At 39.7% G+C, this 26,416-nt stretch carries 28 protein-coding genes and 1 riboswitch; of the genes, 23 read left to right on the top strand and 5 right to left on the bottom strand.

All coding sequences use genetic code 11. From position 1 onward, the window contains the following. Positions 1 to 135 precede the first annotated feature (135 nt). The 4 genes from JSQ81_RS03170 to JSQ81_RS03155 all read left to right on the top strand — a co-directional run bounded on the left by JSQ81_RS03170 (position 136) and on the right by JSQ81_RS03155 (position 2,792). On the top strand, positions 136 to 684 hold the full coding sequence (locus tag JSQ81_RS03170; RefSeq protein ID WP_212606289.1) for a sigma-70 family RNA polymerase sigma factor: 549 nt from the start codon (positions 136 to 138) through the stop codon (positions 682 to 684). Then, the gene (locus JSQ81_RS03165; RefSeq protein WP_212606288.1) at positions 668 to 1,759 is read left to right on the top strand and encodes a DUF4179 domain-containing protein; all 1,092 of its coding nucleotides are present in this window, start codon (positions 668 to 670) and stop codon (positions 1,757 to 1,759) included. The genes JSQ81_RS03170 and JSQ81_RS03165 overlap by 17 nt, the downstream gene beginning before the upstream one ends. Positions 1,760 to 2,022: 263 nt before the next feature. Then, entirely contained in the window at positions 2,023 to 2,220 is a 198-nt protein-coding gene (locus tag JSQ81_RS03160) for a hypothetical protein (RefSeq protein ID WP_212606287.1), read from the top strand. 236 nt (positions 2,221 to 2,456) lie between these two features. Continuing rightward, positions 2,457 to 2,792: a hypothetical protein gene (locus JSQ81_RS03155; protein ID WP_212606286.1), complete on the top strand. Its 336-nt coding sequence runs from the start codon at positions 2,457 to 2,459 to the stop codon at positions 2,790 to 2,792. Between the two features lie 40 nt (positions 2,793 to 2,832). Here JSQ81_RS03155 and JSQ81_RS03150 read toward each other — a convergent pair whose 3' ends face one another. Continuing rightward, positions 2,833 to 3,195 (bottom strand): DUF3888 domain-containing protein, encoded by a 363-nt coding sequence (locus JSQ81_RS03150; protein ID WP_212606285.1) that lies wholly within the window; start codon positions 3,193 to 3,195, stop codon positions 2,833 to 2,835. Between the two features lie 487 nt (positions 3,196 to 3,682). On the opposite strand from JSQ81_RS03150, the gene JSQ81_RS03145 reads away from it, so the two are divergent. From JSQ81_RS03145 to JSQ81_RS03135, 3 genes are all read left to right on the top strand, one after another. After that, on the top strand, positions 3,683 to 4,201 hold the full coding sequence (locus JSQ81_RS03145; RefSeq protein ID WP_212606284.1) for an RNA polymerase sigma factor: 519 nt from the start codon (positions 3,683 to 3,685) through the stop codon (positions 4,199 to 4,201). Further along, on the top strand, positions 4,185 to 5,231 hold the full coding sequence (locus JSQ81_RS03140; protein WP_212606283.1) for a DUF4030 domain-containing protein: 1,047 nt from the start codon (positions 4,185 to 4,187) through the stop codon (positions 5,229 to 5,231). Before JSQ81_RS03145 ends, JSQ81_RS03140 begins: the two co-directional genes overlap by 17 nt. Before the next feature lie 358 nt (positions 5,232 to 5,589). Then, complete coding sequence (locus JSQ81_RS03135; RefSeq protein WP_212606282.1) at positions 5,590 to 6,528, top strand: MBL fold metallo-hydrolase; 939 nt, start codon at positions 5,590 to 5,592, stop codon at positions 6,526 to 6,528. Positions 6,529 to 6,542: 14 nt separating this feature from the next. Here the strand turns inward: JSQ81_RS03135 and JSQ81_RS03130 are convergent, their stop codons facing one another. Further along, entirely contained in the window at positions 6,543 to 6,815 is a 273-nt protein-coding gene (locus tag JSQ81_RS03130) for a DUF2277 domain-containing protein (protein ID WP_212606281.1), read from the bottom strand. 86 nt (positions 6,816 to 6,901) lie between these two features. Between JSQ81_RS03130 and JSQ81_RS03125 the strand changes: the two genes are divergently transcribed. Both JSQ81_RS03125 and JSQ81_RS03120 read left to right on the top strand, forming a co-directional pair. Then, positions 6,902 to 7,519, top strand: coding sequence for a CPBP family intramembrane glutamic endopeptidase (locus tag JSQ81_RS03125; RefSeq protein WP_212606280.1), 618 nt, complete (start codon positions 6,902 to 6,904; stop codon positions 7,517 to 7,519). 290 nt (positions 7,520 to 7,809) lie between these two features. Beyond that, on the top strand, positions 7,810 to 8,277 hold the full coding sequence (locus JSQ81_RS03120) for a DUF6241 domain-containing protein (RefSeq protein ID WP_212606279.1): 468 nt from the start codon (positions 7,810 to 7,812) through the stop codon (positions 8,275 to 8,277). 40 nt (positions 8,278 to 8,317) lie between these two features. Here JSQ81_RS03120 and JSQ81_RS03115 read toward each other — a convergent pair whose 3' ends face one another. After that, positions 8,318 to 8,887 (bottom strand): hypothetical protein, encoded by a 570-nt coding sequence (locus JSQ81_RS03115; protein WP_212606278.1) that lies wholly within the window; start codon positions 8,885 to 8,887, stop codon positions 8,318 to 8,320. Positions 8,888 to 8,933: 46 nt separating this feature from the next. Further along, positions 8,934 to 9,869 carry a ribonuclease HIII gene (gene rnhC / locus JSQ81_RS03110; protein WP_212606277.1) on the bottom strand — a complete coding sequence of 312 codons (936 nt, stop codon included), beginning with the start codon at positions 9,867 to 9,869 and terminating at the stop codon, positions 8,934 to 8,936. Between the two features lie 92 nt (positions 9,870 to 9,961). On the opposite strand from rnhC, the gene zapA reads away from it, so the two are divergent. The 13 genes from zapA (at position 9,962) to JSQ81_RS03045 (ending at position 25,085) form a co-directional block, all read left to right on the top strand. Continuing rightward, complete coding sequence (zapA, locus tag JSQ81_RS03105) at positions 9,962 to 10,222, top strand: cell division protein ZapA (protein ID WP_212606276.1); 261 nt, start codon at positions 9,962 to 9,964, stop codon at positions 10,220 to 10,222. A gap of 7 nt (positions 10,223 to 10,229) precedes the next feature. Beyond that, positions 10,230 to 10,769 (top strand): CvpA family protein, encoded by a 540-nt coding sequence (locus JSQ81_RS03100; RefSeq protein ID WP_212606275.1) that lies wholly within the window; start codon positions 10,230 to 10,232, stop codon positions 10,767 to 10,769. 54 nt (positions 10,770 to 10,823) lie between these two features. Continuing rightward, the gene (polX, locus tag JSQ81_RS03095; RefSeq protein WP_212606274.1) at positions 10,824 to 12,530 is read left to right on the top strand and encodes a DNA polymerase/3'-5' exonuclease PolX; all 1,707 of its coding nucleotides are present in this window, start codon (positions 10,824 to 10,826) and stop codon (positions 12,528 to 12,530) included. 16 nt (positions 12,531 to 12,546) lie between these two features. Next, positions 12,547 to 14,901 (top strand): endonuclease MutS2, encoded by a 2,355-nt coding sequence (locus JSQ81_RS03090; RefSeq protein WP_212606273.1) that lies wholly within the window; start codon positions 12,547 to 12,549, stop codon positions 14,899 to 14,901. 70 nt (positions 14,902 to 14,971) lie between these two features. Next, entirely contained in the window at positions 14,972 to 15,385 is a 414-nt protein-coding gene (locus tag JSQ81_RS03085) for a DUF350 domain-containing protein (protein WP_212606272.1), read from the top strand. A gap of 228 nt (positions 15,386 to 15,613) precedes the next feature. Further along, complete coding sequence (locus tag JSQ81_RS03080; RefSeq protein ID WP_212606271.1) at positions 15,614 to 17,317, top strand: long-chain-fatty-acid--CoA ligase; 1,704 nt, start codon at positions 15,614 to 15,616, stop codon at positions 17,315 to 17,317. Positions 17,318 to 17,408: 91 nt separating this feature from the next. Beyond that, positions 17,409 to 17,990 carry a fatty acid metabolism transcriptional regulator FadR gene (locus JSQ81_RS03075; protein ID WP_212606270.1) on the top strand — a complete coding sequence of 194 codons (582 nt, stop codon included), beginning with the start codon at positions 17,409 to 17,411 and terminating at the stop codon, positions 17,988 to 17,990. 29 nt (positions 17,991 to 18,019) lie between these two features. After that, a complete protein-coding gene (locus JSQ81_RS03070; protein WP_212606269.1) occupies positions 18,020 to 18,793 on the top strand; it encodes an enoyl-CoA hydratase in 774 nt (257 codons plus the stop codon). Between the two features lie 27 nt (positions 18,794 to 18,820). Next, entirely contained in the window at positions 18,821 to 19,594 is a 774-nt protein-coding gene (locus tag JSQ81_RS03065; RefSeq protein ID WP_212606268.1) for an electron transfer flavoprotein subunit beta/FixA family protein, read from the top strand. A gap of 34 nt (positions 19,595 to 19,628) precedes the next feature. Next, positions 19,629 to 20,603, top strand: a complete 975-nt coding sequence (locus JSQ81_RS03060; RefSeq protein WP_212606267.1) for an electron transfer flavoprotein subunit alpha/FixB family protein — start codon at positions 19,629 to 19,631, stop codon at positions 20,601 to 20,603. 759 nt (positions 20,604 to 21,362) lie between these two features. Next, entirely contained in the window at positions 21,363 to 21,677 is a 315-nt protein-coding gene (gene trxA / locus JSQ81_RS03055) for a thioredoxin (RefSeq protein WP_210468721.1), read from the top strand. A 63-nt stretch (positions 21,678 to 21,740) separates the two neighbouring features. Continuing rightward, positions 21,741 to 23,531 carry an excinuclease ABC subunit UvrC gene (uvrC, locus tag JSQ81_RS03050; RefSeq protein WP_212606266.1) on the top strand — a complete coding sequence of 597 codons (1,791 nt, stop codon included), beginning with the start codon at positions 21,741 to 21,743 and terminating at the stop codon, positions 23,529 to 23,531. Between the two features lie 68 nt (positions 23,532 to 23,599). Continuing rightward, positions 23,600 to 23,776, top strand: a riboswitch (Lysine riboswitch). An 88-nt stretch (positions 23,777 to 23,864) separates the two neighbouring features. Continuing rightward, entirely contained in the window at positions 23,865 to 25,085 is a 1,221-nt protein-coding gene (locus JSQ81_RS03045; protein WP_212606265.1) for an aspartate kinase, read from the top strand. A gap of 45 nt (positions 25,086 to 25,130) precedes the next feature. Here JSQ81_RS03045 and JSQ81_RS03040 read toward each other — a convergent pair whose 3' ends face one another. Then, positions 25,131 to 25,544, bottom strand: coding sequence for a YslB family protein (locus JSQ81_RS03040; protein ID WP_212606264.1), 414 nt, complete (start codon positions 25,542 to 25,544; stop codon positions 25,131 to 25,133). A 210-nt stretch (positions 25,545 to 25,754) separates the two neighbouring features. On the opposite strand from JSQ81_RS03040, the gene JSQ81_RS03035 reads away from it, so the two are divergent. Then, positions 25,755 to 26,363 carry a succinate dehydrogenase cytochrome b558 subunit gene (locus JSQ81_RS03035; RefSeq protein WP_305849478.1) on the top strand — a complete coding sequence of 203 codons (609 nt, stop codon included), beginning with the start codon at positions 25,755 to 25,757 and terminating at the stop codon, positions 26,361 to 26,363. Positions 26,364 to 26,416: the final 53 nt, after the last annotated feature.

Below are 26,416 nucleotides of genomic sequence, written 5' to 3'. Positions count from 1 at the left end.
ATAATACTTGTTTCGTGCGCAGGCCCCATTTTTACATATAGAATTATAAATACTTTATTATAGTTGCGAATAAAGCTATTTTCTTTTCGTTATATAGGGTGTAGAAGCTTTTACAGAGAAAAAGAGGCGAAAACTATGAAGTCAAATGAATCCAACTTTATCAAACGTCTCCAATCGGGAAAGGAAGATGCTTTAGACTATATTGTTGATCAGTATTTACCACTCATTAAAAGTGTTGTTCAACAAGTTCTAAGACCCATTCAACGAGAAGAGCTAGTCGGAGAGTGCGTGAATGATGTTTTCCTATCAGTTTGGCAGAACGCCAAGAAGTTTCGCAGTGGTGATGAAAATGGTTTTAAGAACTGGATTTGTGCCGTAGCAAAATACAAGGCTATTGATTATTACCGAAAAGAAGTAAAGAATCATGAATTTGCTTCCGAGTTTTTGGAAAACCCCATTCAGGAATGGATGGAAGTAGATGTGGGAGACACCGTCAATGACCTGCTCAATCAATTAGATCCAATCGATCGAAAGATTTTTATCATGAAATACCTTTTAGGCTTTTCATCCGAGGAAACTGCAGAAAAACTCAGTCTAAGCAAGTCCGCTGTCGACAATCGGATTTACCGCGGGAAAAAGAAGCTTCGCCATAATAGGAGGGTATTATATGAAGGACGTATATGAACACTTAAACGATATTGATATGAACGTCAGTCAATTTGAAGAAGGGGAAGTCAGTGAAGCGGAAAGAGAAAAAGTGAAGATGCAGTTGAAAGGGAAAATCAGAAAGCAAAAGCCCGTCAAGTGGAGGAAGATGGCTGCCGCAGCATCCATTTCCATCGGAATATCTGCAGCCTCTTTATTCGGATTATCTTACACTTCATTTGCCCAGGAAATTCCACTACTAGGCAACTTGTTTCAATTATTTAGTGGTGACGGACTTTATGGAAGTTACGTGGAAAATTCCGAATCCCTTGCGATTGCAAATGAGGATCACGGTATCAACGTGACGATGAATGAAGTCATATTCGACGGAAAAGCTTTATACATGACGTATACGATTGAGAGTGAAATGGATCTCGGGGAGTCTCCTAAATTGACTGGTGTACCCACTATTCTTGATTCACCTTCAATGATTTATTCAACTCGACATGAACTCTTAAAAAACGGAGAAAACCAGTATGTTGGCATGACGATTGCTGACCTATTAACTGAGGATCAAGTGGATCAAGTGGATAACGGTAAATTTGAATTTATGATTGAAAGCATTGTTCCAGATTCAGCAGTAGGAACCGAAGCAATAAAGGGCAATTGGGCGTTCAATTTTGAACTGAGTGCCACAGATAACATAGAGCAAATCGTAGATGTAAGTGCTGATAGTAATGGTGTTGATGTGACAGTCAAGAAAGTCGTCTATACCCCGATGTCATTTCTACTCCATTACGATGAGGAACTATCAAATGATGTAATGCAAAAGTGGGATTTTGTAAGAGTCGATATTATCGTAAAAGACGATTTGGGCAATGTGTATACGAACAAACATAATGGTGGATACAGCGACTCGTTCACACAACTTCACCATACCAATACATTCGAAAAGTTGAATCCTGAAGCGACAAAGCTGATTGTCACGCCAGTTGTACAGTTTTTGGAAGCAGATGGCACAGATAAAAACGGTAGTATCTATCGAAATGAGGGTAGCAAAGCAGCGGAAGAGAAGTTTCAGTTAGAGGAAATCATCATTGAAATTGAAAAATAGTTTTTCAGGTAGCTGTGTTGGAACAATCATGAATGTTTGAACATTCATGATTGTTTCGTGCATAGGTACCTTTTTCAATTTTTCATTCTATTGGCCGGTTTGATGGGCGAAGGAATAGACGCAAAAGGATCGCCTTAAGGTGGTGGGGATGACATAAAGGCAACTATCTAAAACAAACGGGCCAGATTGTTGCAATAAGAAGGAATGCCAAACTACTGTTATTAAATACAAATTCATACAAGGTTAGTTTGGAGGAGAAAGTAGTGGAGAGAACAGTAACTTTTTCATTTAGTAGTACTAGTTATGAAGGCGCAGAGGCGACAGAAACATTTACTTTTGAAGAATTAGGCATTGACGGGAATATGGATGAAAAAGCATTAGATAAAGAAATGGATAAAATCTTTCAGGCTTGGATTTGGGATAAACTTAATATTTCATACAGTATAGTAATGAATCAGTAATACATATAGAAGTTAATTATTCAACTGACGGGCGCAGTTGTTGAATAAGGATCTATATGATTAAAAGAAACGGGCCATTTAACGGAATAAGGGGTCTGGAAAAATGGATAATTAATAGTAATAATCGGTATGAGTTTGTGAAGAAATGTATTAAAACTAACGACGCAGTTTAGTCCAATAAATATGAATGAAACTTTATTGAATATTAACGACTTATTAAGAAGGAGGGGATGTTAATGAAGTTGAAAAAGTTGCTTTTTAGCATAATTATTTTTTCTGTTGTGATTTCTGCGGGGTGTTCAAATAGTAGCTGGGTTTCATCATTCGTCGTTTGGGATGGCTATATTTATCAAATAAGCGACGAGTATGTAGATAAAATAAATGAAGAGATTGGTGAAGTAACAATGTATTCGGATAGGGAAGGAACGTACTCTGGAAACTTTTCGAATGAATACAAAAAAGGAACTAAATATTACTCAATAGAAGGAATTAGTACGGATGATGCAATAGCTATTAAAGAAAACGATGATAAATATAGAAAAGCTATTAGGAATGGAAAATACGGAGAATAGTAATTATACTTGCCAGTTCTACACGAACATTTGATTTTGGCTATTCGTTCGACTTTAACCTCTTACTTTTGAAATCAATCGCCCGCCAACTTGTGGAATGATAATTGCTAAAAGTAATGGTAACTAAATCATTAGGAGGATTGTGAGCACCTTCAAATGTAGTGACCTGCACAGTAATATCAAAATAGCCGTCTCGTTTCTCGATTTCGAGGATTTTTTCGTCTTCGTACTGCTTATGTTCTCCGTAATGTTTTTCGAGTCCTTTACCAATTATTGGAATCATTAAATAAAGAATCAATTCATCGTGTAATTGTAAATCGTCGGTATTGACGGCTTCAGCTTTCACTGTTGAAAAGGTTAATAAGAGTATAAAGCTAAACAATATTGAAAGACTTTTTTTCATCAAGGGACACCTCGTTCATCTTTTATCTTTAGATTGTCCCAAAACCCAAAGAAAATACAATATTTTTGAACTAGGCGTAACGTAATTACTTTTAAGGGAAATACAGCAAAGGTAACCTTAGTTGTTCCATTAACGGGCGCGATTGCCGAACTAATGTGATCTACAATCGGGCAAGGCTATTGAGTAACACGCTTAAAGGAAACTGTGAACATTTATGTTAAAGTATAGATAAGAATGTGAAGGATTGCACTCAAGCTATAGGTGCATGTATGTTCAATTAAGTGTCGTTGAGATTTCAGAAATTCATCTAAATTATTTTGAGAACTATGGGCATTGATCCAACTTGGGATTAGTGCTTTTTTTATTTTGTGAAATTACTTAAAGATGGTGAGATGTAATTAATTTTATTTATTTGAATTTAATTGTTTAAAACGTGACGAATTCATTTTAATTTGCGTCTAAGTGTATAGAAAGGGGAGGAACAGATTTGGAGCAAGAGGAATTAACTAAATGGTTTGATGAGTATGGTGAATCGATTCTAAGCTACATACTTTTAATGGTGCGAGACTATCAACAAGCAGAAGATTTAACACAGGAAACTTTTATAAAAGCATATAGACATCAACAGCAATTTGAACAGAAATCATCCGTGAAAACATGGTTATTTTCTATCGCACATAATGTGACAAAGGACTATTTTCGAAAAAAACACCCGTTACAATATTATTTGGGTTTAACAATGGAAGAGAAAGACTACAAGCCAATACCTGAACAAATCATAGCTATGAATTTTCAAATTGAACAATTATATAGAGCCATTCAACAATTAAAACCTTCTTATAGGCATGTCATCATTTTGCGGAAGCTAAAAGAATTTTCAACAGCAGAAACAGCCCTCGTTTTAAACTGGTCAGAAAGTAAAGTGAAAATGACTTTAAAAAGAGCGTTAGTTGAACTGAAAAATGAATTGATTAAAAGGGGGATTACCAATGAACTTCTCGGATGAACAATTTAGGGAATTAGAAGAACAACTAAAGGTAACAGACAAATCGAAAGACCAACTTAGAAGTAAAATTTTGCATAATGCTTATAAAAAGAATAAGCGTAATTTAAAACATTACGGTTGGGTTGCTATAGCGTGTATGCTATTTATCATCACTTCGCCGTTCTACTCATCGACAATGGCAAGTATCGCAGGAAAAATTTTACCGATTTCTATCACTCCTAGTTTTTCAGATGGTCAGCATAATCCCGATTTAACATCTCAACTCTTTGAATTAGTCGAAAAGGAAGGCTACACTGTTAACTTTGTAGGGATAACACCATCTCCATATACAATTGAAGTTTCACTAATTTTGAAAGACTCTACATTAAAACAAGCAATAGATGACCTTGAACCAAAGTTAACTAATTATCTATTTGAAAATGGCTATGACAAATATGATTTAAAGGTTTCGAAAGCAACAGAAGCACCTCAAGAGTATCCAGGGGATGAAACAAGCGGACTTTATGACAAGGTACGTGAGATTGTGAAGGAAGTATTCGCATCATATGGATATGATGAAGAAGCAGATTATGAATTAGCAGGCCTTGAACAATCTTGGTTTTCAAATAGAGTCACAATTGATATGCCTGATCATATTCAAGAGTCTACTGAAATTATTGCGGATATCGAAAAAGAAATAAAATCACAAAACTTAGATGTAAAAGATATTGAAGTGAATACTTTCAACTTTGAACATCGACGACAAGATAATCGTTGGGCATATCTTTCATCTGATATATATGATGCAATGGCAGGAAAATCAACTTATCAACTGACAGGACTATCTTATAAAGTGAGGAAAGGGCATTCCTATGTTTCAATTAAAACGGATTTGGATAATCCACCTTCTGAAGAAATAATTCAAGAAATTAAATTAGCAATACAAGGATATTTAGCTTTACCAGAAACACAGGAGCAAATTAAAAATGACAATTATACGATTCAATTATTGTTAAAGAATGAAAAGTCATTTGTTAAAATAACAAACTAAATATAAGCCAAACATTTTAGTTATAGGAAGTGTTTGGCACTATAGTTATTTTTAAAGCTATCTGTGTTTCGCACATAAATACTTCAGCTTCGCTAACACATTGGACAGATCACTATATAAAAGAGTTTGTGAAAGATTGCGCTTAAATTAACGGGCGCGATTGTTGAATAATGCTCAGGCATAAAAGCCTGGGCATTTTTTCTTGCTTTTTCTACTGTCAATTCGATTGCGAATCATACGCTATCTTAGTTGCTTTATCTACTAATATATTATTATTTTAGATGAATTCGGAAAACTCTGCTACAATATAATGAAACTCTTTGGAATAATGTTGTAATTATTAAGGGAGGTTTAATTTATGAATGTAAAAGATCCAATTCGTTTAAACGAAAGAATCTTTTTGATTGATGGTTTTGATTTAGGCGTACCGGAACGGACGGGAACTTATGTAATCGCTGAAGAAGAGTTGACATTAGTTGACACAGGGCCGAGCCCATCTGTGAAGCATGTGAAAAAGGGGTTAGAAACACTTGGATTTTCGTTGGATCAAGTGAAATACATTATCGTGACGCACATCCATCTCGATCACGCAGGCGGTGCCGGCTTGCTTCTTGAGGATTGCCCGAATGCTAAGGTTGTTGTCCACCCAAGAGGTGCAAGGCACTTGGCGGATCCTACTAGATTGGTAGCAGGTGCAAAAATGGTATACGGGGAAAGGTTTTCGGAACTATTCGATCCAGTCGTCGCAATCCCCGAAGAGCGACTGCTAATTAAAGGTGATGGTGATACGTTGGAAATTGGTCCTACATGTACATTGAAGTTTTTGGATACTCCGGGACATGCCAAACATCATTTTAGTATTTATGACCCGATTAGCAATGGCATGTTTACTGGAGATACTGTCGGGATTCGTTACGAACAATTGATCCGCGATGGTGTCGATTTGTTTTTACCTTCCACTTCGCCAAATCAATTTGATCCAGATGCAATGCGACAGGAGATTGATCGGATGCTCGGGTTGGAGCTTAATTATATTTATTTCGGCCATTACGGCATGACGAATAATCCGAATACCGCTCTTTTGCAAGTAGGGGACTGGCTCGATACTTTTATGAAGGAAGCTCAGTCTATAGTTGATGAGCAGGAAAGTCATGAAATACTTGCCGAGCGATTATTGGACAGAGTCCGAGATTATCTAAGAAAAAATAATATACTTGATGACCATGAGGTTTATGGTTTGATTGAACTTGATATGCAAGTGAGTGCAATGGGATTACTTGATTATTTAGTGAAATAATATATAGCGGAGTTTTACTTTGCACCAAATCTTTTTTCATTTCTAGCCCGAGCACGTTGGGCTTCAACTTCTCGATTACGCGGAGCGGCATTTGTGATCAATGAGTTGAGCAATTGTTGCGTAGATGTAGCGATTTCCTCAACAGCATGATTAAAAGCGTCCTCGTTTGCTTTCGATGGTTTATTGAAACCGGAGATCTTTCGCACATATTGGAGAGATGCCGCATATATTTCATCTTCGGTAGCGGAAGGTTCAAAGTTATACAATGTCTTAATGTTTCGGCACATTTTATTCACCTCTTTTGAAATTGTTATTTTTTCGATTGTAACATAATAGTGTTTAAAGAGACTGAAATCCGATACGGGGGATGTATATGGGGAGTAGCCGAAAAAGATTAGTACCACTCATTATTTTTGCAATCCTAGCATTATCACCTTTAAGCGGGTTGGCGATTATTTTTGCAATTTTTTATATCGTAAATGAGCGTCGAAAGTTTAAAACTGGTGATTCAGTTTTTACATTCCATTGGGATAACACGAAGGAAGATATTCGGAAGTATTGGTGGCTAGTTTTGCTACCGTTAGCATCAGTTTTCGGTCAAATAGTGTTTGCTCATTATGCAATGCCAACCTTTAATGAACACGTGATGGATCGAGTTGCGCCGATGTTGCACTTGGGTTCGTTATTCATACTGATTCCGCAGCTTTTCATTCTCGCCTTAGGGGAAGAACTGGCATTTCGTGGTTTCGCACAAGAAAAACTATCGAATATAATAAATCCGAAAATCGCTATTATTTTAGTTTCCTTTCTATTCGCAGTTGGTCATCTATCCATTGGTCCGGTGGGAGTAGTTATGTATGATGTTAGTTTTGTTTTTGTGGATAGTATCCTATATGGCGTATTATTTTTGAAAACGAAAAATATTTATTTAACAACTATTGCGCATTTCCTTGCAAATCTCGTGGGAATTTATATTTTTGTTTTACTGTAATTTTTTAGGGAAGTAAGCCGTCAGAAGGTATTGACGGCTTATTTTTAATGTTTTTATAGAAATAATCCAACAATATTGGATTATTAAAAGGAGAAGGAGTTTTAATGAAGAATACAAATAGTATGAAAAGCATTTCATATGTTCATAATCTAGTTTATAGTTAAAAATTACTTGGATTAAAAAAATGCATTAATACGTTCACTCGGAGGAAGATAACCATCAAAAAAATCTTAATTTCATTAGCTGTAATTCTCTTTCTAGGAGGAGTAGTTGCAGGTGGCAATTGGTATTTGAAAAAAGATAGTAAAGATGAAAAAGTTATAGCGAGCGAGGAGGAGATTTCGAAAGGAAATTCGGTACATTCGAAAAAAATATCTGGCGCCCAAACGGAATTGCTTATTACCCATTCCTCTCCCCAAACAGAAATCTTGGTTGTTATGCATCAAATGACACACCAGAAAATCCAGGCCAATGAAAAATGGGGTGCTACGCCTATGATTCAAGAAAATATTGATATTGTTTACGATATTATTGAAGCCAACGATTTCCCGGAGAAAGATACCCTTCTATCGATTGTCACTAGATGGAAAGATGGAAACTTTAATCGGGTGGACAAAGATCACAATGCCATTTGGAAACTACAAGGCGGAACAATCGGCAAGGCTTACGGAATTATGTCAGAGGAAGAAGAACGATGGTTTGTCATTAAAAATTTTAAAGAAGACGTGCTAACTGCTTGGTTAGAAGAGAATAAATAATAGTAAAATTCGCTTCGGTAATTGCCCGAAGCGAATTTTATTATTTCACGTCTTTCATAACTGTAAAACCAATCGAAGCACTCATATCATATTTCTTGTCATTCGTCGTAAAGGCCGGATTGTTTAGATAAAACTGGGCAGATCCATTCATGATATACTCGCCTTCCGGGAACCCTTTATCGATGATTGTTTGGACAAACTGCTGAAATTCTTCTGTGTCTTCATCACTATAACCACCCGCAAACGCGTACTTTTCACGAAGGGGTACATCTTTGAATAGCGTTGTTGTAAGAAGCGGTTCATTCATGGCGTATCCGACATCAAATTCTCTAGTTCTTTCTATAAACGGAAAGTGAAAAGCTGAGCCGCCATGAAAAATATCGATGGATTCCTCATCGCCAACATACGTCAATTCAGCGAAAATTGCTAAATCGCCAAACTCATCATAAACATCTTTCTCCGTGTAAAGACTATAAAGAAAATCACCTTCATTATCTCCGCTGTTCGGCGGGGGAAGAGAATCCTTAATAGCCGAACCACTGCCGTTGTTTGTCGTTCCGCAAGCAACTAATACAAAAACAAAAGCCAAGAAATATACTACTCTCAACATGAGTCAGAACCTCCTTTTTGATTAGTTCGACTGCCAGTTGAAATAGTTACATTCTTTTTTTATTTGCAATTTGCTGCGCCTTTCTTGTGTTCGCAAAATGCCATTTAGTCATGCTTTTCAAAGTTCCAGCGCCGCTTTTTAATAAAATACGAGCGGCTACTTCATCAACTCGTGGTCCGGCACCTTTTGGCAAGGTAATGCCAGCAAGCGCACTAAGTCGGTCCATTTCCTCTAAAAACGCAACACGCGCAATGATTGATGCAGCCGCGACTGATAAGTGAAGGCCTTCTGCTTTTGTCGACAATAATACATTTTCACGAATGATTTCGGGTTCTAATTTTAAATAATTATAATAAACGCCGCGTTGGGCAAATTGGTCAATTAAAATATAATCAGGCTTTTCCCCATTCATTTTGCGAAGGACATGTTTCAGTGCCTGATTATGAAGGAGCGCTTTAATTTTCCCTTGAGAATTTCCTTGCCCTTGTATTTCATTGTATTTCACATTTCCTAAGGTAAGAACACTATGAATAAGTGTCGCTTGTAAATCAGGAGCGATTGTTCGCATTAAATCATCCGTCAATTGTTTGGAGTCCTTTACGCCGAGTTCACGAACGAGTTCAATCTGGTCCGCACGAACATAACATGCTGCTACAGTGACAGGTCCGAAAAAGTCCCCGGTTCCTGTTTCGTCGGATCCGATTACAGATAGTTCAGCAAGATTGGCGGGCAACATATCCCCTTTGGAAATCGATGCTGCTGGTTTTTTTGTTGCGGTGAGGGGGCCCCATCGCGCTGCCTCTCGTTCAGCACCCGCGCCTTGAAACAATACTTTTCCAGATTTATAGGCAGTGATCGCGGTATCTGTTGTTTTCGCGGCAAATACAACCCCAGGTGCATTACGAGTGATTTTTGACGAGGCATAGTGGTTCATAACATTCTTCATTTCTTCGTTGCTAATAAGAATTACTTGATTACCCATATATTTTCTACTTCCTTTCGTCGACTTAATTCACAAATAAATGGATTTCATGGTATGATTAGAAACAGAGTTTTACAGGGGGTGTCCAGTCCTTGGCAGATAAAGAAAAAACACGGATTGCCGTCGATATTTACGGTCAAACGTATAAAATGGTTGGTAAAGAAACAAGTATCCATATGCGTCAGGTCGCCTCAGTCGTTGATGATAAGATGAGGGAAATCAGTTCGCATAATCCAACGCTCGATAGTACAAAGATTGCGGTGCTAGCCGCTGTTAATAGTGTACATGATTATCTTAAATTAAAAGAGCAAGTTGAACAAATGGAAATCCAATTGAAAAAGTTGAAGGGTTGACTGCTACATGCTAGATTTACTAATTATTATTCTCCTATTGGCGGGACTAATCACTGGATTTCGCCGTGGCCTAATTGTCCAATTAATTCATATGACAGGTTTTATCGCAGCCTTAGTCGTTGCATTTCTGTACTACAAACAACTTGCTGAAAAGTTTGTCCTATGGATTCCTTATCCAGGAGTCACCGCAGATTCAAAGTTATCATTCGTTGTGGGAGAGCTAGATTTAGATGAAACATTTTATAATTTACTTGCATTCGTACTAATTTTTATCGTCGTGAAATTCGGCTTGCAACTTATAGCATCGATGTTCGACTTTTTAAAGTTTCTACCTGTACTTGGTTTTGTCGCAAGACTCTCAGGTGCAGTATTAGGATTTATTGAGTTTTATATACTCATCTTCCTAGTATTATACTTAGCTATTATGATTCCAGTTGAATTTGTCCAAACCTTTATCGATAAATCTATTCTTGCAGATGCGATGTTCGAACATACGCCGTGGTTTTCAGAAACCGTGAAAAAATGGTGGTATATTTATAAAAGCTAAAAACTTCCCCCTTCAAAATAGGAGGGAAGTTTTTTCAGGAGCGGAGGAATACTTGTGAATAAAAAGAAAATCATTCAAACGTTTGAAAAGATTGCAATGTACATGGAATTACTAGGTGAAAACCATTTCAAGGTTGGCGCTTTTAGACGAGCGGCAAATGTTCTTGAACTCGATTCACGAAGCTTGTCTGAAATGGATGATATATTAAAGCTAAAAGGTATCGGAAAAGGTACGGGGGCTGTCATCACTGATTTAATCGAAAAAGGGGAATCCGACCTTTTAAATGAATTAGAAGAAACGGTTCCAAAAGGACTTGTCCCGCTTTTGAAAATACCTGGTCTTGGCGGAAAGAGAATCGCGAAGTTACGGGAAATGATTGGAATCGAATCAATCGAATCCCTGCACGAGGCATGTCTTGAAGGTGCGGTACGCAAAGTGCCTGGGTTCGGAAAAAAGACCGAAGAAAATATATTAGCTGCAATTGAAGCCTTCGGAACGCGACAAGGTAAATTTCCGCATTGGAAAATGGAAAAAGTCGTGCACCTTGTAGAAGCAAGACTTGAAGAAATTCCTGAAATCACTCGGTTTTCTGTCGCGGGAAGTTACCGCAGAACCGAAGAGGAGAGTAGTGATGTCGATTTTATTCTAGTGACTGACGAACCTTCTGTTGTTCGAGAAAAATTACTTGCATCATTGCCGATTCTAGAAACGATTGCGGCAGGCGATGCTAAGCTTTCCGTTACGATAGATATGGAAGATCCGATTGATGCTGATTTTCGTTTTATGAAAGACGAACAATTCGCTACGGCTATTCACCATTTTACAGGCTCTAAAGATCATAACGTAGCCCTTCGTCAATTGGCCAAGTCTAAAGGTCTTAAAATTAGCGAATACGGTGTTGAAGACGAGGAAGGAAATATGACTACGTTCAAAACTGAAGAACAATTCTTCAATCATTTCGGATTGCCGTTTATCCCGCCGACGCTTAGACAAAATGGTAAAGAGTTGGACCGAGTTGATGAAATACCGGGTCTTGTAGCCATTGAAGATATTCGTTCGGATTTGCATATGCATTCAACTTGGTCAGATGGTGCGCATTCGATTCGTGAAATGGTCGAAGCATGTCGCGCAATCGGATATTCGCATATTGTTATTACGGATCACACGCAATTTTTACGAGTTGCAAACGGCTTAACGCCTGAACGCGTTCGTGAACAAATCGAGGAAATTCGTTCGTTGAATGAAGAATACGATGATATTGAGATATTCTGCGGAACAGAAATGGATATCTTGCCTGATGCAACACTAGATTTTGACGATGAATTATTGAGTGAACTCGATTTTGTGATCGCGTCTATCCATTCAAGCTTCAACCAGCCCCAGGAGCAAATAATGGAACGTCTTCATGCGGCTATGAAAAATCCGCATGTCAATATGATTGCACATCCGACTGGTCGCATAGTCGGTCAACGCGACGGATATAATCCAGATGTTGCACAACTTATTAAATGGGCAAAAAAATATAATAAAATTTTAGAATTAAATGCAAACCCACACCGACTTGATTTGGCTGCCGAATATCTTATTCAGGCACAAGAAGCCGGCGTGAAAATTGCCATTAATACTGACGCGCATGCGATAGATACATTAAGATTTATGGAAACAGGAGTTAATTACGGACAGAAGGCCTGGCTGAAAAAAGAAACAGTGGTAAATACTTGGCCACTTGAGAAGTTCATTACTGAAATAATTGAAAAATGAAGGGAAGTGTAAGACATTGGAAAGCCGTGTCTTAAAAACACTTGAGTTCGATAAAATCCGGGAATTAGTAGCTGAACATTGTACTTCTACCGCTGGACGATCCGAAATTGAAAAATTGACGCCAGTGAGCAATTACTTAGAAGTCGTCCGGCTATTAGAAGAAACTGATGAAGGACTGGCGATTTTACGCGTACGCGGGAATGTTCCGATGGGCGGCATTAAAGACATACGCCCTCATGCAAAACGCGCGCAAATGGGCGGGATGCTGAGCGCTTATGAATTAATGGAAATCTCGAATACGATTCGGGCAAGTCGAATTCTTCGCCAATTCATAGAGTCGGTCGATGCGGACGAAGATATTGACATTCCGCATTTCACAGGGAAAAAAGAAGCAATGCCGATTGTCACGGCTTTAGAACATAGCATTAACCAAGCGATTGACGATAATGGACATGTGATTGATAGTGCTTCAAGTAAGCTCCGATCAATTCGACAAGGACTTCGAACGCAGGAAAGTCGGGTTCGGGAGCGACTCGAGAGCTATACGCGCGGCAAAAACGCAGCGAAAATGCTATCGGATGCTATCGTCACCATTCGAAATGACCGATTTGTGATTCCGGTGAAATCCGAATATCGTTCGCATTACGGCGGCGTCATTCATGACATGTCTTCATCTGGACAAACACTCTTTATAGAGCCGGATGCGGTCGTGCAGGCGAATAATGAAATCAGAAACCTGAAAATGCAAGAACAAGAAGAAATCGAAAAGATTTTAATCGAGTTATCGGCTTCGGTACAAGAAGTTGCGCATGATTTATTTCTGCTCGTCGCAATCTTGTCCGAAATTGATGTCATTCTAGCAAAAGCGAAATATGGAACGGCCCATAAATATACAAAGCCTGAAGTGAATAACGAAGGCAGAATTCGATTAGCGCAAGCCACTCATCCGCTTATTCCTGTTGAAGAAGCTGTCGCGAATAACATCGAATTCGGAACGGACATTACGACGATCGTAATTACAGGACCGAATACGGGCGGGAAAACAGTCACATTAAAGACTGTGGGGTTATGTACCTTGATGGCGCAGGCCGGTTTGCCGATTCCTGCGCTGGACGGCTCAGAAGTAGCAGTATTCGATTCAGTTTACGCGGATATCGGGGATGAACAATCAATTGAACAAAGTCTCAGTACCTTCTCCTCTAGAATGGTCAACATCGTCGATATTTTAAAGAAATACGATGATCGTTCATTGATATTATTTGATGAACTTGGTTCTGGAACAGATCCGCAAGAAGGTGCCGCCCTTGCGATTTCAATATTGGATGAAGTGCACGGTAGCGGCGCCCGCGTAATGGCAACAACGCATTATCCCGAATTAAAAGCATACGGGTATAACCGTCCAGGCATCGCTAACGCAAGTGTGGAGTTCGATATCGATACATTAAGCCCGACGTATCGTCTATTAATCGGGGTGCCTGGGCGAAGTAATGCGTTCGAAATATCTCAGCGTCTCGGATTAAACGAACACATAATCGACCGGGCCAAAACCTTTACGGGAACGAACCGCGGTGAAGTCGAATCCATGATTGCATCGCTTGAAGATAGTCGCATCAGGTCAGAAAAAGATGCCGATGAAACGCATGAAATCTTACTTGAAACTGAAAGGTTGAAAAAAGAACTCGAAGAAGAGTTAGCAAATTTCGATCAAATGAAAGAAAAACTCGAGGAAAAGGCAAAAGAAAAAGCGAGAAAACTCGTTGACGATGCGAAACGTGAGGCGGAGGCTGTCATTTCCGATTTGCGTGCCATGCAACTGAATGCGCAAGCCAGCATAAAAGAACATGAATTTATAGATGCCCGAAAACGATTGGAAGACGCATCGCCATCGCAAAGGAAGAGTGTGGAAATCCAATCGAAAACACCAGAGAGACAGCTAAATGTCGGGGATGAAGTTCAAGTCTTGCAATATGGTCAAAAAGGCACGCTCCTTGAAAAAATTTCAAATACGGAATGGATTGTTCAAATCGGTATTTTGAAAATGAATATTAAAGAATCCGGTCTTGAATATGTCAAACCGAAAAAAGAAAAACAACCTGTCGCTACCGCATCCCTACGTGGACGCAGTGCAGTAAAACTCGAACTTGATTTGCGCGGCGAACGTTATGAAGATGCCATTTATAAAACCGAAAAATATATCGATGATGCATTATTATCAAATTATCATCAAGTATCCATTATCCACGGAAAAGGAACGGGCGCTTTAAGACAAGGCGTGCAACAGTACTTGAAAAGACATTCCCGCGTTAAAAGTTATCGATTCGGCGAAGCCGGAGAAGGCGGTTTCGGCGTTACCGTCGTAGAATTAAAATAATAATAAATACGAAACCTTTTCCCTCTATATCCGTATACGAGAGAAAGCATTTATAAAGGAGCCATAATTCATGCAAAAATCTGGATTCTGGAGCAATCCGCTCGTAGAAACGGCTGGGTATTTTAGTGTTGTCGTTCTTTGTATTATTGTAACGATGGTGTTATTTGAACTTGTGACTAAATATAACAACTGGGAACAAATTAAAAAGGGGAATATCGCGGTCGCACTAGCGACCGGCGGGAAAATTTTCGGTGTCGCGAATATTTTTCACTATTCCATTTCAAGGCATAACTCGCTCCCTGAAATGATAGGTTGGGGTTTTTTCGGATTTACATTACTCGTTTTCGCATATATTTTATTCGAGTTCTTAACGCCGAAGTTCAATGTGGATAAGGAAATCGAAGCCGATAACCGATCGGTTGGGTTCATATCCTTAACAATTTCGGTCGGACTATCGTTTGTTATTGGTGCAAGTATTTCATAGGAGCCAAGAAAAATGGAGAAACTATCAAAAATATTAATCGTTGCTTGTGTTTTATTCATAATTGTCGGGATTTACTGGTTATCTAAATAATATAATGCCTTGGCCATAGAATTTTGGTCAGGGCATTTTTTACTATTCCTTTAATAATGTATTTGTAAGCGCTTCCGATAACGTCTATAATAAGACATATACGAATATTCTAAACTAGAAACAGAAAGGGGTTTTACTATGACGACAAAGCCTTGGCTGGATTTATATCCGCCGGAAATACCGAAGACGCTAGATTATGAAAAGATTCCGCTTCAAGAGTTTTTGACGAGGGCTGGTACGAAGCACCCAGACAAAACTGCAATCCATTTTTTAGGTAAAGACATTTCATACAAAGAATTTTATGATTCTGCGTTAAAGTTTGCTAACTATTTGCGTTCTATCGGAATTGAAAAGGGAGATCGGGTAGCCATCATGTTGCCGAACTGTCCGCAAAATGCAATTGCCTATTTCGGCATCCTTTACTGCGGTGCTGTAATTGTTCAAACAAACCCGCTTTATACGGAACGTGAACTAAAATACCAAATGGTAGATTCGGGCGCTAAAGCGATTATTACACTAGATATACTATTTCCGAGAGTTTCAAGTGTAGTGAAAGAAACTTCATTGGAACATGTAATTGTAACGGGGATAAAAGATTACCTACCGTTCCCGAAAAATTTGATTTATCCATTTATCCAAAAAAGAGAATACGGCTTGTCGGTCAAAGTTGAGCATCGAGGCATCAATCACTTATATACTGAAATCATGAAGATTGCAAAGGCGGATCCAATTCGTACGACGTTCAATTTCAATGAAGATGTCGCTCTCCTGCAATATACTGGCGGAACAACTGGTCCTCCAAAAGGAGTCATGTTAACGCATAAGAATTTAATCTCAAATACGACGATGTGTAAAGCTTGGCTTTATAAAAGCGAAGAAGGCGAAGAAACTGTTCTGGGAATTCTACCTTTTTTCCATGTGTATGGCATGACAACGGTTCTAATTTTAACTGTAATGTTGTCTAACAAAATGGTTTTATTGCCGAAGTTCGATGTCGATTCAGCCTTGAAAACGATTGATAAACAAAAACCGACAATATTCCCTGGTGCTCCAACAATTTATATTGGACTGTTAAACCATCCCGACATTGCCAAATATGATTTATCATCGATTAAGGCGTGTCTTAGCGGGTCAGCCGCACTACCGGTTGATGTTCAAGCCAAGTTTGAAAAAGTCACAGGCGGTAAACTTGTTGAAGGATATGGATTAACTGAAACATCTCCAGTCACTCATGCGAATTTTCTCTGGGCCAGACAAGAAGACCGTGTAAAAGGTTCAGTAGGTGTACCGTGGCCAGATACTGATTCATGTATATTAGGTTCGGAGTCAAATGAGCCGTTAGCAGTAGGCGAAGTTGGGGAAATTGTAGTAAAAGGACCTCAAGTCATGAGAGGTTACTGGAACAAACCCGAAGACACGGAAAAAACGTTTAGAGACGGATGGTTCTTAACTGGCGACCTTGGTTATATGGACAAAGAAGGTTATTTCTATATTGTGGACCGCAAAAAGGATATGATTATTGCAGGCGGCTTTAATATTTATCCGAGGGAAATAGAAGAAGTATTATATGAACATGAAGCAATATTGGAATGTGTTGTTGCGGGTATCCCTGATCCATATAGAGGAGAAACTGTGAAAGCCTATATTGTGTTAAAAGAAGGGGCTTCTGTCACTGAAGAAGAATTAGATAAGTTCTGTCGAGCAGAACTCGCGGCATTCAAAGTTCCGCGTGCCTATGAATTCAGGAAAGAGTTACCAAAAACTGCAGTCGGAAAAATATTGAGAAGAACATTGATTGAAGAAGAAAAAAAGAAAACGAGTGAAGAACTGATTAGCTCGTGATGTAAAGCTTGACTATATAGAAAATAGATATTAATATGAGAATATGAATGAGTCGTCATTCATATTCTCTTTTTGGTGGTGATGAAAAATAGTGAAACGTGATCGTCCAAAATATAAACAAATTATTGATGCAGCTGTTATCGTAATTGCTGAAAACGGTTACCATCAGGCGCAAGTGTCAAAAATTGCGAAAGAAGCTGGCGTAGCTGACGGAACGATTTATCTTTACTTTAAAAACAAAGAAGATATTTTGATATCCGTATTCAGAGAAAAAATGGCGATTTTTACAACAAATCTGCAAGACGTGTTAGATAAGGACTTGGACACTTCCGAACGCTTGTTGAAAATGATCACAAACCATTTCCGCGTTCTTCACGAAGATCGCCACCTAGCAATTGTTACCCAGTTAGAGCTTAGACAATCAGGCAAGAAACTTCGTCTTCGAATTAATGAGGTATTGAAGGAATACCTGGATTTGGTAGACGTCATTTTATTGGAAGGCATTAAAAATGGCGAGTTGTCCAGCACGCTTGATATCCGACTGGGACGTCAAATGGTATTTGGCACAATTGATGAAACAAGCACTTCTTGGGTGATGAATGATCAAAAGTATGATTTAATGAAACTATCCCCTGAAGTACATAGACTTCTTTTAAACGGGATGAAAGCTTAAATCATTGTTAGTAAAGGGGAATGGGAGAAATGGAATTTCTAACGGTAAAAGTTGAAAATGGCGTAGCTGTTGCAACAATCAATAGACCGCCAGCAAATGCATTATCTCGCGCTTTGATTTTGGAAGTGGATAAGCTATTGAATCAAGTGCAAGATGATGATTCTGTAAGAGTCGTCGTGTTGCACGGGGAAGGGAGATTCTTCTCTGCCGGGGCGGACATCAAAGAGTTTACAGATGTGACCTCCGGTGAAGAATTTTCCAAACTCGCCGCAAGCGGTCAAGCAGTATTTGAACGTTTGGAGCGCTTCCACAAACCAGTCATCGCGGCTATCCACGGTGCGGCGCTTGGCGGGGGACTTGAATTGGCGATGGGTTGCCATATGCGGATTGTCTCTGAAACTGCGAAATTAGGTCTGCCAGAATTGCAACTTGGACTCATTCCAGGATTCGCGGGAACACAGCGTTTACCACGATACGTCGGTATGCCGAAAGCTGCGGAAATGCTGCTGACGAGCGAACCTATTTCGGGTTTGGAAGCGCTTCAATTCGGTTTAGCCAATCAAGCTTATCCGGAAGAAGAACTTCTAGACAAGACGATGGAACTTGCGCATAAAATCGCAAAGAAAAGTCCTGTCGCTGTGAAGTCTGCATTGGAAATGTTGCAGTTTGCCAAACCTGAATCGTATTACGCTGGGGTGAAAGCGGAAGCGGATTCATTTGGAGAAGTATTTGTTTCCGAAGATGCAAAAGAAGGAATTCAAGCATTTTTAGAAAAACGCGAACCTGTTTTTACAGGAAAATGATGAAAAAAGCTGAGGAGGTAGTAACACATGAACATTTATGTATTAGTAAAGCGCACATTTGATACTGAAGAAAGAATTACAATTAAAAATGGTGAAATTGCAGATGATGGTGCAGAATTCATCATCAATCCATACGATGAGTACGCAATTGAGGAAGCAATCACAGTTCGCGATGAACACGGCGGCGAAGTAACAGTCTTAACAATCGGCAATGAAGATGCTGAAAAACAACTTCGAACAGCGTTGGCAATGGGCGCAGACAAAGCGGTGCTCATTAATACCGAAGATGATTTAGACGAAATGGATGAATTTTCAGCTGCGAAAATCATTGGTGAATACTTAAAAGATAAAGATGCAGATTTAATTCTCGCAGGTAATGTCGCGATTGACGGTGGTTCTGGACAAATCGGACCGCGTGTTGCTGAATTGTTGAACATTAACTATGTAACTACGATTACGAAACTAGAAATTGACGGAACTGATGTGAAAATTGTTCGTGACGTTGAAGGGGATTCGGAGATGATCGAAACGTCTCTACCACTCCTTGTGACAGCACAACAGGGGTTGAACGAACCTCGTTACCCGTCACTTCCAGGAATTATGAAAGCGAAGAGAAAGCCGCTTGAAGAACTGGAACTGGATGACTTAGATCTTGATGAAGATGACGTTGAAGCAAAAACTGAAACAATTGAAATTTTCCTACCGGCTGAAAAAGCTGCGGGACGTGTTCTTGAAGGTGAAATTGCAGACCAAGTGACAGAACTTGTAAATCTGCTTAAAAATGAAGCTAAAGTAATCTAAACGATAGAGATAACGTAATTAGGAGGGACAGGAAATGTCTAAAAAAGTTTTAGTTCTTGGGGAAACACGCGAAGGTGCTCTACGGAATGTATCTTTTGAAGCGATTGCAGCAGCGAAACAAATCTCTGGCGGCGGGGAAGTCGTAGGGGTTTTACTGGGCGACTCGGTTCAATCAGTCGCAGCGGAAATGATTCAATATGGTGCGGATCGTATCGTAACGGTAGAACATGCTAATTTAAAACAATATACATCAGACGGCTATAGCCAAGGTTTTATGGCGGTCTATGAACAAGAAAGTCCAGACGTAATTGTCTTTGGTCATACAGCGTTAGGAAAAGATCTTTCTCCTAAAATCGCTAGTAAACTAGCATCAGGACTCATTTCAGATGTGACAGCGATTGAAGGCGAAGATGACGATGCAGTATTCATCCGTCCGATCTATTCTGGTAAAGCATTTGAAAAGGTGAAAACTAAAGAAGGTTTGTTATTCGTAACAATCCGACCGAATAACATTGCAACGCTTGATAAAGATGAAAGCCGCACGGGTGATGTTTCTTCTGTAGAAGTAGATGTCAAAGACTTGCGTACGATTATTGCAGAAGTTGTTCGTAAATCAACTGAAGGTGTTGATATGTCAGAGGCTAAAGTAGTTGTTGCTGGCGGCCGTGGCGTTCGCAGTGCTGAAGGTTTTGAGCCGTTGCAAGAACTTGCTAACTTGCTCGGAGGCGCAATTGGGGCTTCACGTGGAGCGTGTGACGCGGATTACTGTGACTATTCGTTACAGATTGGTCAAACAGGTAAAGTAATCACCCCTGACCTTTATATCGGTGTTGGAATTTCAGGTGCTATCCAACATATGGCGGGTATGTCGAACTCCAAAATTATTGTTGCGATTAACAAGGATCCAGAAGCTGAAATCTTCAAAGTCGCAGATTACGGAATTGTCGGAGACCTATTCGAAGTTATTCCTTTGATGATTGAGGAAGTAAAGAAATTGAAGGCTAATTAAGATCAGCGAAATATAATTAGACCGAGTACTTGGATCATCATTCAGGTACTCGGTTTTTATTTTGACCGTTGATTTGCGTTCCGGGCTGCGCTTTCCTGCGGGCGAGCGCCGAGCCGCTTCCCTCGCTACGCTCAGTCCAGGGTCTCGGCTGTCTCGCTGATTCCGCGGGAGTCTCCGCCCTGCACTCCAATCAACTGATTTCACTGTATTGGGTAAGTTAATGAGTGATATTTTATTAACGGTGTTGCTTGGTCTTCAGTTTTCATGTAGATAGAAGGTCCTGAGTTGCAAGCAAAACCTTTTGAGTGCAAGCAACTGTCGTGTGAGTGCAACCAAAACCCTTTCAAGTGCAAGGAAAATCCGTCGTACTGCAAGCAAACCGCTTATGAGTGCAAGGTATTGGTAAATAGCCGATTTACTCGAAGAGAATGTTACAGTGATTGAAGATAAAATTCTTTAGCTTAACTTAACGAGTTATTTGGTTCCTGCTTTCCAATTAAAATCTATATTCTATTGACGTCAAGAATCTACCGAAACGAACCAGCGTAGGGCCCTACAAGTGGTAGGTTATATTGAATAGTGGTTTTCTATCAAACTTATTGCGGGAGGCCATCCACCAGCGCCGAAGCGAAATATATAGAACATACCCGATTAAAATCTGCCAAATAGAAATTATCCCCATAGGCATATATTTCGAGTCTAATTTTGTCGCATGATACAATTAGAAAGAAGTTGTAGATAAAAGGAGGAATTTTTTAAATGGCTATTATTAATGCAAGCGATAAAGATTTCGCGGAAAACGTTAAAGAAGGCGTAGTACTTGTAGATTTCTGGGCACCTTGGTGCGGACCATGTAAAATGATTGCTCCGGTTCTTGAAGAACTTGACGGAGAAATTGAAGGTAAAGCGAAAATTGTTAAAGTAGACGTTGATGAAAACCAAGGAACTGCAGGCGAATATGGCATCATGTCAATTCCGACGCTTCTTCTTTTCAAAGACGGAGAAGTCGTTGACAAAGTTGTCGGCTTCCAACCAAAAGAAGCACTTGCACAACTAATCGAAAAACACGCGTAACATGAAAGTATTCGAAACTGGGTTCCTCTTTAGGTGCCCAGTTTTTTAGTAGGTGAAATATAAATGAATGATTATATAAAAGAGAAATTAGCGATTCTCCCTGAGCACCCAGGCTGTTATTTGATGAAAGATCGTCAAGGGACCGTTATTTATGTTGGAAAAGCAAAAGTATTGAGACAACGTGTCCGTAGTTACTTTACGGGAAGTCATGACGGGAAAACGCAACGGCTGGTTACTGAAATTGTTGATTTTGAAACGATTATCACATCCTCAGACATCGAAGCGCTAATTCTCGAATTAAACTTAATAAAGCAATATGACCCTAAATATAACGTCATGTTAAAAGACGATAAATCATATCCGTATTTGAAAATAACGGCAGAACGCCATCCGAAATTAATTATCACGAGACGTGTTCAAAAAGGTAAAGGAAAGTATTTTGGACCTTATCCGAACGCTTTCGCGGCAACCGAGACTAAAAAACTGCTCGACCGAATTTATCCCTATCGAAAATGTGAAGTTTTGCCGAATCGAGCGTGTTTGTACTATCATCTCGGGCAATGTCTTGCGCCGTGTATTAACGAGGTCGAAGAAGACACTTATAAAGAAATGACGCTCAATATCACGCGGTTTTTAAACGGCGGCTATAAAGAAGTGAAAAAAGATTTGACTGAAAAAATGACCTTGGCCGCAGAAGCCCTTGAGTTTGAACGAGCAAAAGAGTATCGTGATCAAATTACAAACATCGAAATGGTCATGGAAAAACAAACGATGTCGATGAATGATTTCACGGATCGCGATATTTTTGGATACGCTGTCGATAAAGGTTGGATGTGCGTCCAAGTTTTCTTTGTCCGACAAGGAAAACTAATCGAACGCGATGTTTCGATTTTTCCGCTTTATCAGGATCCAGAGGAAGAAATGCTGACATATATCGGCCAGTTTTATTCGAAATCGAATCATATAAAACCTAGAGAGATATTGCTTCCCTCGGAGGTCGATGTGGATATTGTACGTCAGTTACTAGATATTAACGTCTATATTCCACAACGCGGGAAAAAGAAAAGTCTTGTGGACCTTGCGACTAAAAACGCGAAAATATCTTTATCCGAAAAGTTCCAACTGATTGAACGCCAAGAGTCGCGAACAATCGGGGCGTGTGAGGATCTAGGAGAAGCGATGAACATAGCGGTTCCTTTTCGTATCGAGGCTTTTGATAATTCGCATACGTACGGAGCGGATCCAGTTTCCGCAATGGTTTCATTTGTAGACGGGAAACCGAACAGAAAAGATTATCGGAAATATAAAACGAAAACTGCAGCGATGCATGATGATTATGATGCGATGCGCGAAGTCGTGCGACGCAGATATATTCGAGTATTAAAAGAAGAATTGCCATTGCCCGATTTAATTGTTATCGACGGCGGGAAAGGGCATATGGAAGCTGCGCGCGGCGTTCTTGAAGACGAGCTTGGGTTATCGATTCCGATTGCAGGACTTGCAAAAGATGATAAACACCAAACTTCACAACTTCTATATGGGAATCCGATTGAAGTCATCCCGTTAAAGAGTAGAAGCGAAGCATTTTATCTATTGCAACGTATTCAAGATGAAGTGCATCGTTTCGCCATTACCTTCCATCGACAACGACGCGGGGCGAATTCAATAACTTCGGTGCTGGACGAAATTCCAGGCGTTGGTCCAAAAAGAAAAACACAATTGCTCAAACATTTTGGTTCGGTGAAAAAGATTCGTGAAGCTTCCTCTTCAGAACTTCAAGAAGCAGGAATGCCGAAAAAATTATCTGAATCGATAGAAGCCTATTTTCAAGAAGAATTGCAAAGTGAAAAATAATGTGATAAAGTGAATTCACTGAATTTTTTTCACTAGTTGACGTTTATTCACAAAAGAATAACCCTCTTAGTGAGGATAGAGGTGCGGATGCAAAAAGTATATTCCATGAAGGTGACAGCCTGGCGAGTGGGATAGAAAGGTGTATTTGCCGAAGTAAGTAATTGCCTGTTAGCGATTGCCTACTGGATTTTCGTTGAAGAAGCGGAAATTTGTCAGGAACTATTACCTGGAGAGCTATCCCGACGGAGACGCTTCTTTAGCGTATCTAAATCGGACCAGCTCTCATATACATATGGGGGCTGTTTTTGCGTACAGGAGAAAGTCGGTGGAGTTTTGGAACGTATTGTTATGAAATTTGGTGGAACATCAGTTGCAAATGAAGAACGAATTGAACGGGCGGCTTCGTTGATTGTTGACGAAGTCAGGCGAGGCAAACAAGTCGCTGTCGTCGTTTCGGCGATGGGAAAAACGACGGACGATTTATTGGCGCTAGCAAAAAACGTCAATGCCAATGCAGAGCGCCGGGAGCTTGATATGTTGATATCGACGGGCGAGCAAGTGACCGCCTCTTTACTGGCTATGGCCGTTTCAGCAAAAGGAATTCCTTCAAACTCGTTTACGGGCTGGCAAGCAGGGTTGCAAACAGAATCTGTTCACGGAAATGCGCGAATTGAGAACGTGGAACCTGAAAAAGTAATAAAAGTCCTTGATTCAGGCGGTGTTGCTGTCATAACGGGCTTTCAAGGAATTGATCAAGAAGGCGAGTTGACCACACTTGGTCGGGGAGGCTCCGATACGAGTGCGGTGGCGGTAGCAATTGCGCTGGGGGCATCATGTTGCGACATTTATACAGACGTTGAGGGAGTCTTTACGACCGACCCGAGAGTCATTGACGATGCACGAAAACTTCTTGAAATATCATATGATGAAATGCTCGAACTCGCTAATTTAGGTGCGGGCGTACTTCATCCAAGGGCGATAGAATTCGCAAAAAATCATAATTTAACACTTCGGGTACGGCCATCACATATGGACGTGGCAGGGACCGTGATTAGGGAGGAAATCGAATTGGAAAACAATCTTATCGTGCGTGGTGTCGCTTTTGAAAAAGAAATTGTTCGCATTACAGTGATGTATGACGTTCCGTACAACGGATCACTTGCGAATGTTTTTACGAAACTCGCAGAACATCATATTAACGTTGACATTATCGTACAAACAATCATGGAAGGCGAGCAACCTTCAGTCTCCTTTTCGATTAAAAACGAAGATTTTGCAGAGGCAGTAAATGTTTTGGAAATGAACAAAAATGAACTCGGTTATCGCCGTGCTGATTTTGAAGTCGGGTTAGCGAAAGTGTCGATTGTCGGTAGTGGTATGGTTTCGAATCCAGGTGTTGCAGCTAAAATGTTCGACTCGCTTCGAAATGCTTCAGTTCCAATAAAAATGGTCAGTACATCTGAAATTAAAGTTTCCGTCGTCATTCCAGGGTCGGATATGGAAAAAGCGGTCGCTGTTTTACATGATGGATTCAGCCTTGCAAATGTATATTAAATGAAAAAAAGGCAGCATCTACTAAAAGATGCTGCCTTTACTTTTTCAAATTTTCGTTTTCAAATCCCACTTCACATGAAATTGAACGTATTCGTCATTTTGGATTTGTTCTGCGAAACATTCGGTAAGAACGCCGTTTATTTTCTGATACTGCTCGGCAATAAAACCAGATTCTAGATGAAATGAGCGATCTTGAATTTTCAATGAATAGGATTCATTTGTCAGTTTGTAAAAGGCTTCGTGTTTGGAAAGTTTTTGTAGCTTTAATGTTCCCCATCCGGCTTCTACAAAGAAAGAGGGGAGTTCATCAGTTGTGAAAATCGGGAATTTCCGCGCGATTTCTTTCCCTGCCCAATAAAGTATTTCTGCTTCATTATTACCTAGAATACTAGGTAAGACATGATCACGAATAATTTCATAGCCGAACCTGGTCGGCGTTCCAATATTTTTAGTTTTCATTTTTGCATGCAATCCTTCCAAAAAAGTGGTAGCTAACTAGAGAAGTTAATTGTTTAGAATTAAGGCACATCTTGACCTCTTCAAATTGGAGGAGTACAATAGACATGTCATATTATTGTAACATGAAGAGGGATTCGGTCAACGGTTCTTCATGAACTTTTGGTGTCGACCATGAGCTGAAGTCCTCAGTAATAAGGGAGGGTAAAAGAATTGTTGAGAGAATCGGATTTTTATATTCGCCGTCTACATTCGTTGCTTGGAATCATTCCAGTTGGACTTTTTGTCGTACAACATTTGGTTATTAACCATTTTGCAACTCGCGGCCCTGATGCGTTTAACGCAGCGTCAGATTTTATGGGGAATTTGCCATTTGTGCTCTTTCTTGAATGGTTCATCATTTATATCCCATTGATGCTTCATGCGTTTTACGGTGTCTACATATCATTCACATTTAAAAGTAACGTCAAGAAGTATGGTACATTCCGTAACTGGATGTTCTTCTGGCAACGTGTGACGGGTGTTTTCTTAGTTGTGTTCATTGCATGGCACATTTGGGAAACAAGAATTGCGAAAGCACTTGGCGCTGAAGTAAACTACGATATGATGGCTGACATTTTAGCTAGTCCATTCATGCTTGCATTTTATATTGCAGGTGTTATCGCAGCGACATTCCATCTTTCGAACGGATTATGGGGTTTCCTAGTGACTTGGGGAATTGCACAATCACCGCGTTCACAGCAAATTGTGGCTTACATTACAATTGGAGTGTTTTTAGTCCTTTCTGTAATCGGTGTACAAGCTCTACTTGCATTTACTTAATTAACGATATTTAAAGATTTGTTGAGATTATTTACACTTTGAGGAGTGAAACA

This window comes from Sporosarcina sp. Marseille-Q4063 (assembly GCF_018309085.1).
GTDB lineage: Bacteria > Bacillota > Bacilli > Bacillales_A > Planococcaceae > Sporosarcina.
Note: the sequence above shows the minus strand (reverse complement) of the source record. Positions and strands in the feature narration are given on the sequence as shown.